Raw genomic sequence first — 13,822 nt, forward strand, 5'->3', positions numbered from 1 at the left:
GTATGACCGTCCCGTAAGTGGTGGTGGCTCAGACCGTGACCGGCTCGCCCGCGGCCGCGGCGATCTCCGCCTCGGCGACGACGCCCGTGACGCGGCGCAGCTTCTTCATGGGGCCGAGCTCGGACTCGTAGACCTTCTTGACGCCGTCGCCGAGGGAGGCCTCGATGGTGCGGATGTCGCGGACGAGGCGGGTCAGGCCCTGCGGCTCGACGGAGGCGGCCTGGTCCGAGCCCCACATCGCGCGGTCCAGGGTGATGTGGCGCTCGACGAAGGTGGCGCCGAGGGCGACCGCGGCGAGGGTGGTCTGCAGGCCGGTCTCGTGGCCGGAGTAGCCGATCGGGACGTTCGGGTACTCGGCCTGCAGGGTGTTGATCACGCGCAGGTTGAGCTCGTCGGCCTTCGCCGGGTACGTCGAGGTGGCGTGGCAGAGCAGGATGTTCTCCGAGCCGAGGACCTCGACCGCGTGGCGGATCTGCTTCGGGGTGGACATGCCGGTGGAGAGGATGACCGTGCGGCCGGTGGCGCGCAGGGCGCGCAGCAGCTCGTCGTCGGTCAGGGAGGCGGAGGCCACCTTGTGGGCCGGGACGTCGAACTTCTCCAGGAAGGCGACGGCCTCGGTGTCCCACGGGGAGGCGAACCAGGCGATCCCCTTCTCCTTGCAGTACGCGTCGATCTGGCGGTACTCGTCCTCGCCGAACTCCACGCGGTGGCGGTAGTCGATGTAGGTCATGCGGCCCCAGGGGGTGTCGCGCTCGATGTCCCACTGGTCGCGCGGGGTGCAGATCTCCGGGGTGCGCTTCTGGAACTTCACGGCGTCGCAGCCGGCCTCGGCGGCCACGTCGATGAGCTTGAAGGCGTTCTCCAGCTCGCCGTTGTGGTTGATGCCGATCTCGCCGCAGATGTAGACGGGCTGACCGGGGCCGGCGATGCGCTCGGTACCGAAGGTGCGCAGACGGGAGTTGGTGCTCATGGCAGTAACTGTCCTTACTTGGTTAGGGAGTCGAGAGAGGGGCCGAGGATCCAGCTGGCGATCTCTCGGATCGCGCCGTCGCCACCGGGGACGGTGGTGACCGCACGGGCGGCGCCGCGTACCACGTCGTGGGCGCTCGCGACCGCCACGGGCCAGCCCACGAGGGCGAAGCACGGGAGGTCGTTGACGTCGTTGCCGACGTAGAGCACGCGCTCGGGCGCGATGCCCTGCTCCTCGCACCACTGCTTGAGTGCGAGGTCCTTGCGGTCGATGCCGTGCAGCACGGGGATCTGCAGCTTCCGTGCGCGCGCGGCGACGACCGGGTTCTGCTCCGTGGAGAGGATCAGCATCTTGAGCTCGCTCTTGCGCAGCGCGGCGATGCCGAGGCCGTCTCCGCGGTGCACGGAGACGAACTCCTTTCCATCGGCGTCGATCAGCACCCTGTCGTCGGTCTGGGTGCCGTCGAAGTCCAGTACGACCGCGTCGATGTCGTCCGCGGTGGGCAGCGAGCCGGGGCGGTCCGCGTCGAAGAGGGGGGCCAGCGCGCGGGCGCGGGCGAGGTCGTGCGGGTCGTCGATCTCCAGCACGCGCGCGGGGTCCGTCCGGACGAGTTCGGTACGGCCGAAGAAGCGGTGCTGGTGCTTGCGGAAGCCGGCCGCGTCCATCGCGTAGGCGGCGCCGGTCTCCAGGAGGTCCTGGGGGCGGTCCTGACGGCGGGGGCGGAAGGACTTGTCGTGGTTGACGCCGTAGCCGCCGCCGGTGGCCGCGTCGGCCTCGGCGACGGTGCCCGCGGTGGCCTCGTCGTCGGCGTCCCGCCAGATGAAGCCGTGGAAGGGAGCCACGGTGACGGCGGTGTCGGCGCCGTTCTCGACGACCGCGCCCGCCACTGCGTCGATGTCCTCGCGGATGAGGAACGGGCTGGTGCACTGCACGAACACCACCACGTCGACGGCCGCGCCGTGCAGGGCCTCGTGGGCGTCCATGGCGTGCAGGACGGCGGCCTCGGAGGTGGCCGTGTCCCCGGCTATGGCGGCGGGCCGCAGTACGACCTCGGCGCCGGCCTCGCGCGCGGCGGCCGCGATGGCCTGGTCGTCGGTGGAGACGACGACGTCCGTCACCAGCCGGGTGGCGAGACACTCCCGCACGGCGCGGGCCACCAGCGGCACACCTCCGACAGGGGCGAGGTTCTTCGCGGGCACGCCCTTGGAGCCGCCGCGCGCGGGAATCACCGCGAGCACCCGGCGCACCGAAGCGCCTTGGCCCGCTTGCGGGTTGGACATGGGGGCTACTCCTTGGGCTCCTTGCGGAGGAATCGGCGCGACTGCGGCTCGCGCTTCCGTGGGTTGTGGGGTGGCCGGGGCCGGCACACCGATCGCGTCCGTCTGCACCGCGGACACGACTCGTGCGACCGCCGCTTGCGCGGCGTCCGCGGCCCGAAGGGGCGCGGGGCCGTATCGCATGTGCGGCTGCCGCCGCGCGGGCGCGACCGGCGACGACGGCGCCGCAGTCGGCACACGGCCTGTCGCGGCAGTTCCTGTCCCGGCCGCTCCAGCCCCTCCAGCGGAGCGCTCGGCGGCGCTCACAGCTCCCCCATCCGCCGGATCACCGGAGCCACGCGCTGCACCCCGTGCCGGTAGGCACCCCGCGCCGCCCGGCGGACGATCTGCCGTACCGGGCCCGGCTCCTTGTCGGCGGCGGGGGCGCCGGGCAGCGGGCTGCCGTCCGGGCCGAGGTGGTGGCGGGCAAGAATGCCGGGCAGATAACCGGGCGCGGTCTCGGGCGTGTAGTACGGAGTCAGGGGTGCCGGCCCGCCGGGGCGGTCGAGCAGCTTGGCGATGCGTTCGCGGGCCGCGTCGAAGGCGGTGGCGTAGGAGCCGTCCGCGACGACGCCCTGCCGGGCCACCCACTCCTCGTCGGCGGTCGGCCGGTGCCCGGCGTCCAGCTGGTCCCAGGAGGCGAGGCATCCGGAGCCCACGAAGTGGTGGTTGCCGAGCACCTCGCGTACGCCCAGGTCGGTCAGCACGACCGTCGGGATACGGCGGTGCAGGGACTCCAGTGCGGCCGTCGAGCTGATGGTGACCAGCAGGTCGGTGCGGTCGAGGACCTCGCCCATGTTCCCGTACACCAGGCGGAAGTTGGCCGGCGGATCGAGCCGCTGGACCAGCTTCTGGTAGGGCTGCTCCTCGATGTGCGTGGTGTGCTCGCCCGGCTTGGAGCGCAGCTTCAGCAGCACCTCGCGCTCGGGGTGCAGCCGGGCGTGCTGGATCAGCCGGTTGAGCAGGTAGGTGCGGTCCTTGCGCGTGTCCGGGACGGACGGCTGTACGGCGAACACCACGGTGTAGGGGTCGTGTTCGCCTTCGTAGACCGCGCCGCCGAGGAACGGGAGTGCCACCTCCGTCACCGACGAGGCGTCGGCGCCCACCCCCTCGTACACCGCCCGGAAGCGCTCCGCGTCCTGGCGGGAGTTGGCGAGGACGAGGTCCGCGCCGTGCCGCAGCAGGAGGCCGTCGGCGAGCTTCTCGTAGACGACACCGACATAGCCGGTGACGACGACGGGACGCCGCTCGCTGCCCTCCCACACGCGCCGCAGCCCGTGCAGCATCGCCTGGACGCCGCCGCCGACGAGGGCGAGCACTATGACGTCGTACTCCTCCTCGGCCATCGCGCGCAGGAACTCGACGGCCGTGACCTCCCGAAGGGAGTCGGCGCGCACACCGACCTCCGCCAGCTGGCGTGCGGTGGGCGTCGCCCGTCCGCGCAGCAGGAACCCGCTCAGCTCGAGACCGACTTGCGCGTCGTCGCGAGGTGCGGCTTCCATGGACGGGCCCGGGGCGATACGAGCCGCGGTCAGCGCACCCCATTTCCAGCGGGTGTCGGAGTCCGCGAGTACGGCGATTCGCGTGGGCTTCGAGGTACTTGGTGGCACGACGAAGACGCTAGGAAGCAATTCCGAGGCGCGGCCCAACCGCACCTCAACAAAAAGTTAACAACACCCCGCCGAGAGCCGAACTGGCCCGCCAAATCCCCGGAGCTACAGGCGATGCACCGTTCCGACACATTGAGTTCACCCTCTGTACGGGCACCGGCAAGTTACGCCGCCGGACTGCCTCCTACGCTTTCTCGCGTGCCAAAGCTTTCCGTGATCGTGCCGTTCTACAACGTGCAGCAATACGCCCCGGACACCCTCAAAAGCCTTCGCTTGAACGCGCGACGGGATTTCGAGTTCGTACTGGTCGACGACCATTCGAAGGACGAAACCCCGGCGATTCTCGAACGCGCGGCCGAGGAACTCTCCGACGTGGCGCAGGTGCGGTATATCCGCCATGAGAAGAACGGGGGACTCGCCACCGCCCGCAACACCGGCCTGGACGCGGCGCAGGGCGAGTACCTGACGTTCCTGGACGGCGACGACTGGCTGGCTCCCGGCTACTTCGCCGAACTGGTCGCGGCCATCGAGGGGCTGGGCGTCGACTTCGTGCGCACCGACCATGTGCAGGCGACCGCACGCGCGCGCAGCGTGAACAGGGTCCCCATCGGGCGCCGCTGGGAGGCACTGAACCCGCGCGAGGCGATCCTGCCCGCCGACCGTTCGACCTCCGTGGACTACGCCTTCGCCTGGGCGGGCGCCTACCACCGCCGGCTCCTCGACAAGGGGCTGCTGCACTTCACCGACGGGCTGCGCACGGCCGAGGACCGGCCGTGGATCTGGAAGCTGCACCGCGAGGCGGAGTCGTTCGCCGTGGTGAGCCTGCTCGGCGTCTTCTACCGGCGCGGGGTGGCCTCCTCCCTGACACAGATCGGCGACGTCCGCCAGCTCGACTTCATCCGCGCCTTCGACCAGGTCATAGAGGAGACGGCCAAGGACCCGGACGCGGACCGGCTGCTGCCGAAGGCGGTGCGCACGTACTGCGCGATCATCGCCCACCACGTCTCGGACGAGGACAAGTGGGAGCCGTCCGTGTACCGGGAGCTGCGGGCGAGGAGCGCGGCCGCCATCAAGCGCCTGCCGCAGGACATGCTCGGCGACGTACTCGAAACGATGGACCTGCACCGCTCCTCCAAGCTGCGGCGGCTGCGGCGCCGGATCACGACAGCGAAGGCGGCCGCCTGATGCCCCGTACCACCCGCATCTACTGCGTCTCGACCCTGTACGGCGCCGCCACCGTGGCCGCCGCGATCGACTCCGACTGCTTCGAGGCGGAGGACCGCAGCCTGCTGCTGGTCTTCAACAACTCGGCGACGCCGGAGATCACCCTGCCGGTCGACGAGATGCCGGGCTTTGAACCGCTGCGCCACCACTTCGACTCCGTACTGTCGTGGAACGAGGCCATCCGCCCCTTCCACCCCGGCGCCTGGGCCCCGCGTCAGGACGACATCCCGCTCTTCGAGCGCTATCTGCGGCTTCTGTGGGACCTGGGTGACGACCGCGTGGAGCTGGTCCTGGAGTCCATCCAGGTCACCCCTGCGCTGACCGTGGCCCAGTTGTTCACCGACGCGCCCGTCGACGTCTACGCCGACGGCCTGATGAGCTACGGCCCCACCCGCAACAAGATCGACCCGCTGGTCGGCACCCGCGTACGGCGCCTGCTCCATCTGGACCTGGTCCCGGATCTGACACCGAGACTGCTGACCGAGTTCGACGTACCGGCGGAGCTCGTACCGAGCGAGGCCTTCCTGAAGGTGATGGGCGAACTCACCTCCTCCGTCGAGGACCTGCCCGTCCTGCCCGACAACTCGGCGCTGCTGCTCGGGCAGTACCTGTCCGCGCTGGGCATCCTCTCCCCCGAGGAGGAGGAGGACCTGCATGTGCGGATGATGCGCGGGGCGGTCGAACGCGGGCACCGTGCGATCGTCTTCAAGCCGCATCCCACCGCACCGGCCCGCTACAGCCGCGCGCTGGAGACGGAGGCCGCGCAGCTGGGCGTCGACCTCACGGTCCTCGACCTGCCGGTGCTCGCCGAGGTGCTGTTCGAGAAGTCGCCGCCCGGCCTGGTCGTCGGCTGCTTCTCCACGGCCCTGTTCACCGCGTCCGCGTTCTACGGCCTCCCGGTCGCCCGGATCGGCACCGAGCAGCTCCTGGAGCGCCTCACGCCGTTCCAGAACAGCAACCGGGTCCCGGTCGTCCTCGCCGACGCGCTGCTGCCGGACCTGGAGGGCGGCAAGGGCGAGAAGACGCTGCCCGCGAGCACCCTGGACGGCCTGCTCGGCACGCTCAGCTACACCATGCAGCCCCAGATCTACCCGCATCTGCGTACGGAGGCGGAACGCCACCTCTCCAAGCACCTCTCCCCGCGCACCAAGCGCTACTTCAGGCGCAGGCGCCTCACCGCGCTCGGCCTGCCGGGCGGCATTCCGGAGCGCCTGGCCTTCCTCCCCCGCAACTCCACGGCCCGCCGGGTGGTCCGCCGGGCGCGGGCGCTGAAGAAGGCCGTAGGTCGATAAGGCGCGTAGGGCGGCACGGAGAGAGGGGCACCCACTCCGGTGGGTGCCCCTCTCTCCGTGCCGCCCCCTCCCTATGGCCGCAGCGCCCCTTCACCGCGAGGTGAGGGGAATTCCGAGTGAACTCAAGAAGTCAAAACGACACCCAGGTGAACTCACCGGGACCACACGGCAAATCGTCGACTTCCCAGCCAAGGCATCACTACGAATCGGACTAATGTGCTGTGAGGCATCCGTGAGAGTGAACGCCCAGCGAGGGGAATTCAGTGACCAGCACGACCGCCCGGCCCGTGCCCGACGCGCCGGTGCACCAACTGGCGGCACGGCCACAGCCCCGCGAAACCCGGCTCCGCGCCCTGGACGGACTGCGACTGATAGCCGCGCTGATGGTGGCGGCGTATCACTACGGCGGCCGCGGCGGCGAGGTCACCAAAGCCTGGGGAACCTCCGCCAAGCACGAGTTCCCCACACTGCACGGCTATTTCTCCTACGGCTGCCTCGGCGTCCAGGTCTTCTTCGTGATCAGCGGATTCGTGATCTGCATGAGTGGCTGGGGCCGGCCCCTGAAGTCGTTCTTCGCCTCCCGCGCCTCCCGTCTGCTGCCGGCCTACTGGGCGGCGATACTCATCGTGTCGGCGGTGTTCGCGCTGCCGATGGTCGCCTACAAGGCCCTGTCGCCGAGCGACACCCTGGTGAACCTGACGATGCTTCAGCAACCGCTGGGTGTGGACCGGGTGCTGGGGGTGTGCTGGACGCTCTGGGCGGAGATCCGCTTCTACGCGCTGTTCGCACTGTGCGTCGTACTGCCCGGGGCGACGCGTCGCCGCGTGATCATGTTCTGTGCGTGCTGGACGCTGGCGGCGGCGATCGCGCAGGGCGCGAAGATGCCACTGCTCGACATCGTGCTGATGCCCGAGTACGCGCCCCTCTTCATCGGCGGTGTCGGGATCTACCTCCTGCACCGCGACCGGCGTGACGTCTACGCCTGGGGCATCGTGGCCGTGAGCTTCCTGATCGGGCAGCACTACGCGGTGCGCAGCCTGTGGAACGCCTCGGACCCGAACGCCTTCGCCCACCGCTCCTCGCTCGGCATCACTCTCGTCGTCGCCTTCGGCTTCGTCGCGGTCATCGCGATCGCCCTGGGCTGCCTGAACTGGGCGAACTGGCGCTGGCTGACGGTGGCCGGGGCGCTGACGTACCCGTTCTATCTGGTCCACGAGCACCTGGGCTGGGTGGTGATCCACGCCCTGCACATCGGCCTCGGCCTGCCGTCGGCGGCGACCTTCGCCCTGACGGTCGCGTCGATGCTGCTGCTGGCCTGGCTGCTGAACCGCTACGTCGAGAAGCAGCTGACGCCGAGACTGCGGGCAGCGCTGTCCGGGCCGCGCTGAGGCCCGCACACCGGACGCCGGACCTCGCGCACCCTCGAACGGACTGATGATGCTCGCGCAGCTCCCCCTCGGCTGGTTGATCCTGATGGCGGCCTTCGCCACGTTCCTCCTCTGTCTCGCGGTCGACCGGTGGATGCGCCCACCACGCATAGTGACGGTGATCTTCCTGGTCATGTCCGTCGTCTGCTGCCTTGGCATGATTCCGGTCGGCAGCGCCCAGCCAGAACACTGGAACGCACGGCAGATGCTGGTCCTGTACTCCTTCTCCTGGACCGGCCTCGCGATGGGCTTTTTCCCGCTTCGCAAGCTCTTCCGGACCTACGGCGACGAGTGGCGCCGGGGCGTCCGGCGGGAGACATACGAGTATCCGAAGCGCTATCTCTGGCCGATGTACGTGTCCGTCATCGGCATGATCTTCCTGGCGTTCGTCCTGGCGAAGTGAACCGGTCCGACGGCGGAGGAACGCCGGACCGCGCCGCTCAACAGACGTCGTACCGCGCCCCGACCCCCGCGACGATCAGCGCCAGCCCCTCCTCGAAGTGCCGGTCGTAGTCCTCGAAGAGCTCCGCGCCGACGGCCGCCGAGAGCGGGAACTCGGCGAGCAGCCGGGCCCGTTCGGCCACGTCGTAGCCTTCGCGGCGTTCGTCCGGCAGCGGGCGGACGCCCTGTTCCTCGGTGACGAAACCGATGGTGAAGGCGTACGCGGTCTGATTGGCGCGGACGGCCTCGGTGAGGGTGAATCCCGCGGCCGTGAACAACCGTAGGTTCTGCTCCATCTCGCGGGCGTGGTCCGTGCCGGTGAAGCGCGCGCCGCTGTAGACCTTGGCGCCGTCGCGGTAGCCGAGCAGAGCCTCCCGCAGCCCCCGGTTCGCCTTGGTCATCCGCTCCTGCCAGGTGTCGTCCGGGTCGAGAGCGGTCCCGGCGACCATCCGCCGGTACATCTCCGTGGCCATCTCGTCGAGCAGCGCCTGCTTGTCCTTGAAGTGCCAGTACAGGGCGGGCGCCTTGACGTCCAGTTCCTTGGCGATGGCCCTCAGGGACAGCCCGTCCAGGCCCACCTCGTTCAGGAGCTTCAGGGCGGTGTCCGCGACCCGCTTGCGGTCGAGAGGCGTGCGTCGTTCCGTACTCACGCTTGACAGCTTAACAGCGTTAAGGGCACTCTCGGAGTCGACAGCACTTAACAGCGTTAAGGAGAGTGGATCATGAGTCGTGCCGTGGACGGCGTGATCGATGTCCTGATCGTGGGGGCGGGCCCGACCGGTCTGGCCCTCGGCGTGGACCTCGCCCGCCGGGGAGTGGACGCACTGGTCGTGGAGAAGGCGGACGGGCTGTTCCCGGGCTCGCGAGGCAAGGGTCTGCAGCCGCGCACCATGGAGGTCCTGGAGGATCTCGGGGTGCTGGACGCGATCCTCGCGGCCGGCGGGCGCTACCCCGTCGGGATGATCTGGCAGGACGGCGAACGGGTCGGCGAGCACCGGATGTTCGACGCGGACGAGGTGAAGGAGGCGGTCGGCGACTCGGCGTTCACCGAGCCGTGGATGGTGCCGCAGTGGCGGACGCAGGAGATCCTGTTCGCGCGGCTGGAGGAGCTGGGAGGGCGGGTGGAGTTCGGCCGGGAGGTCGTCGGGCTCGACCAGGACGAGGACGGCGTCAGCGTGCACCTCGGGTCCGGGACGGAACTCCGCGCACGCTACGTCGTCGCCGCCGACGGCGGACGCTCGGCCGTACGGCGCGCGCTCGGCATCGGCATGACCGGCGAGACGGTCGACCCGAAGCCGGCTCTGGTGTCCGACGTCCGGATCACCGGCCTGGACCGCGACAACTGGCACGTCTTCCCGCCGATCGCGGAGGGCGACGGCGGCTACATGGCGATCTGCCCGCTCGCCGGCACGGAGGACTTCCAGCTGGTCGCCCAGTTCCCGGAGGGGACGGAGGTGGACCTGTCCCTGGACGGCATCCGCAAGGTCGCCGCCGCACGCTCGCACCTGGCGCCGGAGGACATCACGGAGGTCCGGTGGGCCTCGGACTTCCGCCCCCGCGCGGCCCTGGCGGACCGCTTCCGCTCCGGCCGGGTCTTCCTCGCGGGAGACGCGGCGCACGTGCACTCCCCCGCCGGCGGCCAGGGCCTCAACACCAGCGTCCAGGACGCGTACAACCTGGGCTGGAAGCTGGGTGCGGTACTGCAGGACCGCGCGGACACGGCCCTCCTGGACACCTACGAGGAGGAGCGGCGCCCCATCGCGGCGCAGATGCTCGGCATCTCCACCGGCATCCACCGCGGAGAGGTACGACGCGGCGCGGCGACGGTCCAACTGGGGCTGGGATACCGGGAGTCGTCGCTGGCGGAGGACACGCGGGCGGAGGCCGGGGCAGTCCGGGCGGGCGACCGCGCACCGGACACGACGATCGAGGAGGTACGGCTCTTCGACGCGTTCCAGGGGCCGCACTGGACGCTGGTGGCGCTGGGCGTGCAGGCGCCCGGCGCGGCCGGAGAAGCGATGCGTGTCGTGCAGGGCTCACCCCAGGAGCCGTACGGGAAGGGGCTGTTCCTGGTACGGCCGGACGGATACGTCGGCTGGACGGGCGACTCGGCGGCCGGACTCGCGGACCACCTCGGGCGGTTCGGCCTCCGCTAGTCGCTAGTCGTCCCCGTCGAGGAGGGTGTCGACGGAGAGTTCGAGGGTTACGCCGACGGATTCGGGGACGGGGACGGACTCGCCGCGCTTGTAACGGATGGGGTCCGGATATTTGCCGTCGACCGGGTCGGTGTAGAGCAGAACCTCGTCGTGTCTGCGGTCGGCTACGAGGTAGACGGGGATGCCCGTCTCAGCGTAGATCTCGACCTTGTTGGCTGTGTCGTCCGTCCAGTTGGAAGACGTCACCTCCAACACCATGCGGAAGACATGCGCGGCATAGCAGTTCTTCTGAACCAGCGCGTCCTGGTAATCGGCCTCGACGACGGACAAGTCCGGGATCGCATAATCGGCAGGACTGGTCGGCAGCCACAGTCCGATGCCGGGAAGCACCTTGAGGCCCGCCTCCTTCGCCCCGGCCCGGCGAATCTCGTAACCAGCTTCGAACACCGTTCCCTGATGTGGCCCGTCCGGCGGCGGCGTCACGATGATGCTCCCTCGAAGGATCTCCACTCGGTGTCCGGGCAACCAGCTGGAGACACGGTCGGCAGCCTCAGCGATCGTCATCTCGCGCTCTATCACAGCCACGGCGACCTCCTTTCGGGAGCACTCTCCACGAGGGTAACTGGGAAGGGGCGGATACTGCCCGTGATCACCCGTACGGAGTAATAGACAAGCTCAGAAGGCATCCGAGGGTACGTACGTCCCCCAGACCTCCCGCAGCGCATTGCACACCTCGCCCACCGTCGCGCGAGCCCGCAGCGCGTCCTTCATCGGGTACAGGACGTTGTCCTCGCCCTCCGCCGCCTTCTTCAGGGCGTCCAGGGCCGCGTCCACCGCCGACTGGTCCCGCTCGGCCCGCAGCTTGGCGAGCCGCTCCGCCTGCTGGGCCTCGATGGCCGGGTCCACCCGGAGCGGCTCGTAGGGCTCCTCCGCGTCCAGCTGGAAGCGGTTGACGCCGACCACGACCCGCTCGCCGGAGTCGGTCTCCTGGGCGATGCGGTAGGCGCTGCGCTCGATCTCGGACTTCTGGAAGCCGTGCTCGATCGCGTTGACCGCGCCGCCCAGTTCCTCCACCTTGGCCATCAGCTCGACGGCGGCCGCCTCCACGTCGTCCGTCATCTTCTCGATGACATAGGAACCCGCGAAGGGGTCGACGGTCGCCGTCACGTCGGTCTCGTAGGCCAGCACCTGCTGCGTACGGAGGGCCAGGCGCGCGGACTTGTCGGTGGGCAGCGCGATCGCCTCGTCGAAGGAGTTCGTGTGCAGGGACTGCGTGCCGCCGAGGACCGCGGCCAGGCCCTGGACGGCGACCCGGACCAGGTTCACCTCCGGCTGCTGGGCCGTCAGCTGGACGCCCGCGGTCTGCGTGTGGAAGCGCAGCATCAGCGACTTCGGGTTCTTCGCGCCGAACTCCTCCTTCATCACACGGGCCCAGATACGCCTGGCCGCACGGAACTTGGCGACCTCTTCGAGGATCGTCGTACGGGCCACGAAGAAGAAGGAGAGCCGGGGCGCGAAGTCGTCGACGTCCATGCCGGCGGCGACCGCCGTGCGGACGTACTCGATGCCGTCGGCCAGGGTGAAGGCGATCTCCTGCGCGGGGGAGGCACCCGCTTCGGCCATGTGGTAGCCGGAGATCGAGATCGTGTTCCACTTCGGGATCTCGGACTTGCAGTACTTGAAGATGTCGGCGATCAGCCGGAGGGAGGGCTTCGGCGGGAAGATGTACGTCCCCCGCGCGATGTACTCCTTCAGCACGTCGTTCTGGATCGTGCCGGTGAGCTGGGAGGCCGGCACGCCCTGCTCCTCGCCTACCAGCTGGTACATGAGCAGCAGCAGGGCCGCCGGCGCGTTGATCGTCATCGACGTCGAGACCTTGTCCAGCGGGATCCCGCCCAACAGGATCCGCATGTCCTCGACGGAGTCGATCGCCACGCCGACCTTGCCGACCTCGCCGTGCGCGATGGGGGCGTCGGAGTCGTGGCCCATCTGGGTCGGCAGGTCGAAGGCGACCGACAGACCCATCGTGCCGTTGGCGATGAGCTGCTTGTAGCGGGCGTTGGACTCCACCGCCGTACCGAAACCGGCGTACTGGCGCATGGTCCAGGGACGGCCCGTGTACATCGACGGGTAGACGCCGCGGGTGAAGGGGTACCGGCCGGGCTCGCCCAGCTTTTCGGCCGGGTCCCAGCCCGCAAGGTCCTCAGGCCCGTAGACCGGTTCGATGGGCAGTCCGGACTCCGACTCGCGCGCCATGGTGTGATGCCTCCCGCTGAGTTACTGGGCAGTACAGACCGACCCTCCTGCGGACTGTAGCGGGGTGCGTGCAGCCGGTGGAGAGGAGCACGCTGGGAGCTTCCTCACAGCGGTTTTGCGGTCTCCGTCACAACCATGCCCCGCCGTTCGCAACCCGTCATCCGCGGGCAGCATCTCAGGTGACACGCGGGCTGTCGGGTGCACCGGTGAGACGACGGGGGTCGCTGTGCGTATGACGGGCATGGGGAGATCGGTCACCGCTGCGGCGGCACTCGCGGCCCTCGTCACCGTGTGCGGCTGCACCGTGCAGGGCACGGACGGCAAGGGGCACTCCCCCGTGCACATCCAGCTGCCGAGCGGCAAGGCCCCCTCCGGCAGGTCCGGATCCGGCTCCGGCTCCGTCGGCGAGCCGAGCGCGTCGCCCTCGACGGTCGGCCCCGCCGTGCTGTGGTCCCGCGGCGACTCCGGGAACGACGTACGCGAACTCCAGGCCCGGCTGCGTCAGGTCGCCTGGCTCTACGACGGTCCGACCGGGACGTACGACGACCTGACCGAGGATGCCGTGAAGGGGTTCCAGGGCAAGCGCGGGCTGCCGAAGACCGGGGAGACGGACACCGTCACCTGGCAGCGGCTGCTGAAGATGACGCACGAGCCCGGGAAGTGGGAGCTGTACCTGATGGGCGGCCAGCCCGCAGGCCCTGCCGATCCGCGCTGTCTGACCGGGCGGGTGCTGTGCATCGACAAGACGAGCCGCACCCTGCGCTGGATGATCGACGGGCGGACGGTGTCGACGATGTCGGTCCGCTTCGGCGCGACGGGCACGCCCACCCGCGAGGGCGTCTTCCACGTGTACTGGAAGTCCCGCCACCACTGGTCGACCCTCTACGACTCGCCCATGCCGTACGCGATGTTCTTCAGCGGCGGCCAGGCCGTGCACTTCTCGTACGACTTCGCGGCCCGCGGTTACGCCGGGGGCTCGCACGGCTGTGTCAACGTCCGGGACGAGACGGCGATCGCGGATCTGTACGCGCAGGTGAACAACGGCGACAAGGTCGTCGTGTACCGGTGAGTCCCGGAGCCGGGAGAGAAAGTGAGTGGGGCGCGGGCGGAACCGGGGGAACGTGTCCCGC

12 protein-coding genes are annotated in these 13,822 nt (G+C 69.7%); 6 read left to right on the forward strand and 6 right to left on the reverse strand.

The window, feature by feature from the left end:
• Nucleotides 1–28: 28 nt before the first annotated feature.
• The 3 genes from ACWDAG_RS25060 to ACWDAG_RS25070 form a co-directional block, all read right to left on the reverse strand.
• Complete coding sequence (locus ACWDAG_RS25060) at nucleotides 29–970, reverse strand: N-acetylneuraminate synthase family protein (protein ID WP_450697799.1); 942 nt, start codon at nucleotides 968–970, stop codon at nucleotides 29–31.
• Nucleotides 971–984: 14 nt separating this feature from the next.
• Nucleotides 985–2,250, reverse strand: coding sequence for a cytidylyltransferase domain-containing protein (locus ACWDAG_RS25065; RefSeq protein ID WP_450697800.1), 1,266 nt, complete (start codon nucleotides 2,248–2,250; stop codon nucleotides 985–987).
• A gap of 299 nt (nucleotides 2,251–2,549) precedes the next feature.
• Entirely contained in the window at nucleotides 2,550–3,896 is a 1,347-nt protein-coding gene (locus ACWDAG_RS25070; RefSeq protein ID WP_450697801.1) for a DUF6716 putative glycosyltransferase, read from the reverse strand.
• 198 nt (nucleotides 3,897–4,094) lie between these two features.
• Between ACWDAG_RS25070 and ACWDAG_RS25075 the strand changes: the two genes are divergently transcribed.
• From ACWDAG_RS25075 to ACWDAG_RS25090, 4 genes are all read left to right on the forward strand, one after another.
• Nucleotides 4,095–5,081, forward strand: a complete 987-nt coding sequence (locus tag ACWDAG_RS25075; protein ID WP_450697802.1) for a glycosyltransferase family 2 protein — start codon at nucleotides 4,095–4,097, stop codon at nucleotides 5,079–5,081.
• Nucleotides 5,081–6,412 (forward strand): alpha-2,8-polysialyltransferase family protein, encoded by a 1,332-nt coding sequence (locus tag ACWDAG_RS25080; protein WP_450697803.1) that lies wholly within the window; start codon nucleotides 5,081–5,083, stop codon nucleotides 6,410–6,412. Before ACWDAG_RS25075 ends, ACWDAG_RS25080 begins: the two co-directional genes overlap by 1 nt.
• A 263-nt stretch (nucleotides 6,413–6,675) precedes the next feature.
• Nucleotides 6,676–7,800 carry an acyltransferase family protein gene (locus tag ACWDAG_RS25085; RefSeq protein ID WP_450697804.1) on the forward strand — a complete coding sequence of 375 codons (1,125 nt, stop codon included), beginning with the start codon at nucleotides 6,676–6,678 and terminating at the stop codon, nucleotides 7,798–7,800.
• A 46-nt stretch (nucleotides 7,801–7,846) separates the two neighbouring features.
• Complete coding sequence (locus tag ACWDAG_RS25090) at nucleotides 7,847–8,242, forward strand: hypothetical protein (protein ID WP_450697805.1); 396 nt, start codon at nucleotides 7,847–7,849, stop codon at nucleotides 8,240–8,242.
• A 37-nt stretch (nucleotides 8,243–8,279) separates the two neighbouring features.
• Here ACWDAG_RS25090 and ACWDAG_RS25095 read toward each other — a convergent pair whose 3' ends face one another.
• The gene (locus ACWDAG_RS25095) at nucleotides 8,280–8,930 is read right to left on the reverse strand and encodes a TetR/AcrR family transcriptional regulator C-terminal domain-containing protein (protein WP_450697806.1); all 651 of its coding nucleotides are present in this window, start codon (nucleotides 8,928–8,930) and stop codon (nucleotides 8,280–8,282) included.
• Between the two features lie 72 nt (nucleotides 8,931–9,002).
• Here ACWDAG_RS25095 and ACWDAG_RS25100 point away from each other — a divergent pair, with 72 nt between their 5' ends.
• A complete protein-coding gene (locus ACWDAG_RS25100) occupies nucleotides 9,003–10,436 on the forward strand; it encodes an FAD-dependent oxidoreductase (RefSeq protein WP_450697807.1) in 1,434 nt (477 codons plus the stop codon).
• Between the two features lie 3 nt (nucleotides 10,437–10,439).
• Here the strand turns inward: ACWDAG_RS25100 and ACWDAG_RS25105 are convergent, their stop codons facing one another.
• Together ACWDAG_RS25105 and ACWDAG_RS25110 are read right to left on the reverse strand one after the other, a co-directional pair.
• Complete coding sequence (locus ACWDAG_RS25105; protein ID WP_450697808.1) at nucleotides 10,440–11,015, reverse strand: Uma2 family endonuclease; 576 nt, start codon at nucleotides 11,013–11,015, stop codon at nucleotides 10,440–10,442.
• Nucleotides 11,016–11,111: 96 nt separating this feature from the next.
• The gene (locus ACWDAG_RS25110) at nucleotides 11,112–12,692 is read right to left on the reverse strand and encodes an acyl-CoA mutase large subunit family protein (RefSeq protein WP_450697809.1); all 1,581 of its coding nucleotides are present in this window, start codon (nucleotides 12,690–12,692) and stop codon (nucleotides 11,112–11,114) included.
• A 241-nt stretch (nucleotides 12,693–12,933) separates the two neighbouring features.
• On the opposite strand from ACWDAG_RS25110, the gene ACWDAG_RS25115 reads away from it, so the two are divergent.
• Complete coding sequence (locus tag ACWDAG_RS25115) at nucleotides 12,934–13,761, forward strand: L,D-transpeptidase family protein (protein WP_450697810.1); 828 nt, start codon at nucleotides 12,934–12,936, stop codon at nucleotides 13,759–13,761.
• The last annotated feature ends 61 nt before the right edge of the window (nucleotides 13,762–13,822 follow it).

Source organism: Streptomyces sp. NPDC001157, assembly GCF_053598255.1.

Coding starts and splice junctions, on each gene's coding strand:
- ACWDAG_RS25065 (WP_450697800.1), bottom strand. CDS start 2,250: ATGTCCAACCCGCAAGCGGGCCAAGGCGCTTCGGTGCGCCGGGTGCTC.
- ACWDAG_RS25100 (WP_450697807.1), top strand. CDS start 9,003: ATGAGTCGTGCCGTGGACGGCGTGATCGATGTCCTGATCGTGGGGGCG.
- ACWDAG_RS25090 (WP_450697805.1), top strand. CDS start 7,847: ATGATGCTCGCGCAGCTCCCCCTCGGCTGGTTGATCCTGATGGCGGCC.
- ACWDAG_RS25110 (WP_450697809.1), bottom strand. CDS start 12,692: ATGGCGCGCGAGTCGGAGTCCGGACTGCCCATCGAACCGGTCTACGGG.
- ACWDAG_RS25080 (WP_450697803.1), top strand. CDS start 5,081: ATGCCCCGTACCACCCGCATCTACTGCGTCTCGACCCTGTACGGCGCC.
- ACWDAG_RS25060 (WP_450697799.1), bottom strand. CDS start 970: ATGAGCACCAACTCCCGTCTGCGCACCTTCGGTACCGAGCGCATCGCC.
- ACWDAG_RS25115 (WP_450697810.1), top strand. CDS start 12,934: ATGGGGAGATCGGTCACCGCTGCGGCGGCACTCGCGGCCCTCGTCACC.